The following is a 3,837-nucleotide window of genomic DNA, read 5'->3' on the forward strand; positions in this document are numbered from 1 at the left end:
GCACCACGGCGTCGAGCGCATCGGCCAGCGCCAGTCCGGCGACGAAGCCCAGCGTCGCGGCAAGGCGAAGCTCCGCCTTGGTGATGACGAGCAGCGTCGCCGCGAGGTTGCCTTCGGGGGTCGCCCAGACGCGGCCGCGCCGGCCACGCCCGCTTTCCTGCTTCTTGGAAACGACCCACAATCTGCCGGGGTCGCCTGCCCTTGCGTGGTCCAGTGCCAGCCCATTGGTGGAGCCGACGCTCTCATGCGCCTCGAGCCGGAACCCTTCCGACGCCGAGGTTGGAGCCAGCCGAAATGCCATGCCGACTAGAAAAACGTCTTGGCGGCGGCTTCGGCATAGGTGCCGATCGGCCCGCCGATCAGCACGTAGAACAGCACGAAGGCGCCGGAGACGCCGAGCACGACACGCAATTCCGTCGCCATCGGCACGAAGCCGCCAACCGGTTCGTCGAACCACATGATCTTGATGATGCGCAGGTAGTAATAGGCGCCCACCACCGAGGCCAGCACGCCGATGATCGCCAGCGCATAGAGATTGGCGTTGATGGCGGCGAGGAAGACGTACCATTTCCCCCAGAAGCCGGCGAGCGGCGGAATGCCGGCCAGGGAGAACATCAGGATGGTCAGGATCGTCGCCATGATCGGATTGGTCGACGACAGGCCGGCCAGGTCGCTGATCTGCTCGACATTGCCTTCCTTGCGCCGCATGGCGAGGATGAAGGCGAAGGTGCCGAGCGTCATCACCAGATAGATCAGCATGTAGATGGCAACGCCGCGCACGCCGGCCTGGCTGTTGGCGGCAAGGCCGACCAGCGCGTAGCCCATATGGCCGATCGAGGAATAGGCCATAAGCCGCTTGATGTTGGTCTGGCCGATGGCGGCGAAAGCACCAAGCGCCATCGAGGCGATCGAGATGAAGACGATGATCTGCTGCCAGTCTGCGGCGATCGGCTTGAACGCGCCCATGGTGACGCGAACCATCAGCGCCATCGCCGCCATCTTGGGCGCCGCCGCCAAAAAGGCCGTCACCGGCGTCGGCGCGCCCTCATAGACGTCTGGCGTCCACATGTGGAACGGCACCGCCGAGATCTTGAAGGCCAGGCCGGCCAGCACGAAGACGAGGCCGAAAACGAGGCCAAGCTGGCGCTCGCCGCTGCCGAGCGCAGAAGCGATTTCCTGGAAGCCGGTGTTGCCGGTGTAGCCATAGACCAGGCTGATGCCATAGAGCAGCATGCCCGACGACAGCGCGCCGAGGACGAAATATTTGAGGCCAGCCTCAGTCGAACGCAGATTGTCGCGGTTGATCGCGCACAGCACGTAGATCGCCAGCGATTGCAGTTCGAGGCCGAGATAGAGCCCGATCATGCTATTGGCGGAGATCATCAACATCATGCCGAGCGTGCACAGCAGGATCAGCACCGGATATTCGAACTTGTCGAAGCGTTCAGCCTTGGCAAAGCGCATCGACATCACCAGCGTCACCGCCGAGCCGACCAGCGCCAGCACCTTCATGAAGCGGGCGAAGGAATCCTGGATGAAGGCATTGCCGTAAGCGCTGCCCTGCCCGGTCCGGAAGATCAGCCAGGCGCCTGCGATCGCCAGCACGGCCACCGCAAGGCCGGTTACCGTGTTGGCCGTGTTGGCGCGCGAATAGGCTCCGACCATCAGCAGCGCCAGCGCGCCGACGGCAAGGATCAGCTCTGGCGTCGAGAGCGACAGGCTGGAGAGAAGGTCCGGCGTCATGGTTCGCAAAACCTCTGGTCAGTTCGCCGCCGCGGTCTGCGCGGCGCCGATGGATGCAGTGACATTGGTGACGAGCGACTTGACCGATTCGGCCGTCGCGTCGAAGACCGGGGCGGGATAGACGCCGAAGAAGATGACTAGAACGACCAGCGGGTAGATGATCACCTTCTCGCGCAGCGACAGGTCGAGCAGGCCCTTCAGGCTGTCCTTGGTCAGCGCACCGAAGATCACCCGGCGGTAGAGCCAGAGCGCGTAGGCGGCCGACAGGATGACGCCGGTGGCGGCGAAGAACGCCACCCAGGTGTTGACCCGGAACACGCCGAGCATGGTCAGGAACTCGCCGACGAAGCCGCTGGTACCGGGCAGGCCGACATTGGCCATGGTGAAGATCAGGAACACCGTGGCGTATTTCGGCATGTTGTTGACCAGGCCGCCATAGGCCGCGATCTCACGTGTGTGCATGCGGTCGTAGATGACGCCGACGCACAGGAACAGCGCACCGGAGACGAGGCCGTGGCTGAGCATCTGGAAGATCGCGCCCTGCACGCCTTCCTGGTTCATGGCGAAGATGCCCATGGTGACGAAGCCCATATGAGCAACCGACGAATAGGCGATCAGCTTCTTCATGTCTTCCTGCATCAGCGCCACCAGGGAGGTGTAGATGATGGCGACGACCGACAGCGCGAAGACCAGCGGCGCGAACATTTCCGACGCCAGCGGGAACATCGGCAAGGAGAAGCGCAGGAAGCCGTACCCGCCCATCTTCAACAGGATGCCGGCCAGGATGACGGAGCCCGCCGTCGGCGCCTCGACGTGCGCGTCGGGCAGCCAGGTGTGCACCGGCCACATTGGCATCTTCACCGCGAAGGAGGCGAAGAAGGCAAGCCATAGCCAGGTCTGCATGCTGGCCGGGAAGTTGTGGGTCAGCAGCGTCGGGATGTCGGTTGTGCCGGACTGGAAGAGCATCGCCATGATGGCGAGCAGCATCAGCACCGAGCCGGCGAGCGTGTAGAGGAAGAACTTGAACGAGGCGTAGACGCGCCGCTTGCCGCCCCAGACGCCGATAATGATGAACATCGGGATCAGGCCGGCTTCGAAGAAGACGTAGAACAGCACGATGTCCAGCGCGCAGAACACGCCGATCATCAGCGTTTCGAGCAGCAGGAAGGCGATCATGTAGGCCTTCACGCGCTTCTCGATCGATTCCCACGACGCCAGGATGCAGAGCGGCATCAGGAACGTCGTCAAGATGACGAACAGCATCGAGATGCCGTCGACGCCCATATGGTAGGAAATGCCGGAGTCGAGCCAGGCGACCTTCTCGACGAACTGGAAGCCGGACTGCGAATTGTCAAATCCGGTCCAGATGAACAGCGAGATGATGAACGTGAAAGTCGTCGTCAACAGCGCGATGGCGCGGATGTTGCGGCGTGCATTTTCGCTGTCGTCATTGATGAACAGGATAAGCAGCACACCAACCAGCGGCAGGAAGGTGACCAGCGAGAGGATTGGCCAGGCGGTCATCAGAGCATCATCCAGGTGACGAGTGCGGCAACGCCGATCAGCATGGCGAAGGCGTAGTGGTAGAGATAGCCGGTCTGCAGCTTGACGACGCGGTCGGTGACATCGACGACGCGCGCCGCAATGCCATCCGGGCCAAGGCCGTCGATGATGGTGCCGTCGCCGGTCTTCCACAGGAAATGGCCGAGGCGCTTGGCGGGCCGCACGAACAGGAAGTCGTAGAGCTCGTCGAAATACCACTTGTTGAGCAGGAAGGCGTAGAGCCCGCGATGCTGCGCGGCGAGGTTGACCGGCATTTCCGGCGAGCGGATGTAGAATTTCCAGGCCAGCGCGAAGCCGATCAGCATGGCGATGAAGGGCGACAGTTCGACCCACAGCGGCAATTCGTGGATGTCGTGCAGGATGTGATTGTCAGGCAGTGTGAACAGCGATGCCTTCCAGAACTCGGCATAGCCCTCGCCGATGAAGGCACCGTGGAAGATGACGCCGGCAAACAGCGCGCCCGCGGCCAAGATGAACAGCGGCACCAGCATCACCGGCGGCGATTCATGGACATGGGGCATCACCTCATGG

General features: G+C 62.7%; 2 protein-coding genes and 2 pseudogenes. All 4 read right to left on the bottom strand.

The window, feature by feature from the left end:
• Positions 1-301, bottom strand: a pseudogene (locus EN906_RS26070) (biotin--[acetyl-CoA-carboxylase] ligase); the annotation flags it as partial.
• Between the two features lie 5 nt (positions 302-306).
• Positions 307-1,743: an NADH-quinone oxidoreductase subunit NuoN gene (gene nuoN, locus EN906_RS26075; RefSeq protein WP_127267201.1), complete on the bottom strand. Its 1,437-nt coding sequence runs from the start codon at positions 1,741-1,743 to the stop codon at positions 307-309.
• An 18-nt stretch (positions 1,744-1,761) separates the two neighbouring features.
• Positions 1,762-3,267, bottom strand: coding sequence for an NADH-quinone oxidoreductase subunit M (locus tag EN906_RS26080; protein WP_127267202.1), 1,506 nt, complete (start codon positions 3,265-3,267; stop codon positions 1,762-1,764).
• A pseudogene (locus EN906_RS26085) lies at positions 3,267-3,837 on the bottom strand (NADH-quinone oxidoreductase subunit L); the annotation flags it as partial. The gene EN906_RS26080 and the pseudogene EN906_RS26085, both read right to left, overlap by 1 nt.

Source organism: Mesorhizobium sp. M7A.F.Ca.CA.004.06.1.1 (genome assembly GCF_003999135.1).
In the GTDB taxonomy this organism is placed as follows: Bacteria; Pseudomonadota; Alphaproteobacteria; order Rhizobiales; family Rhizobiaceae; genus Mesorhizobium.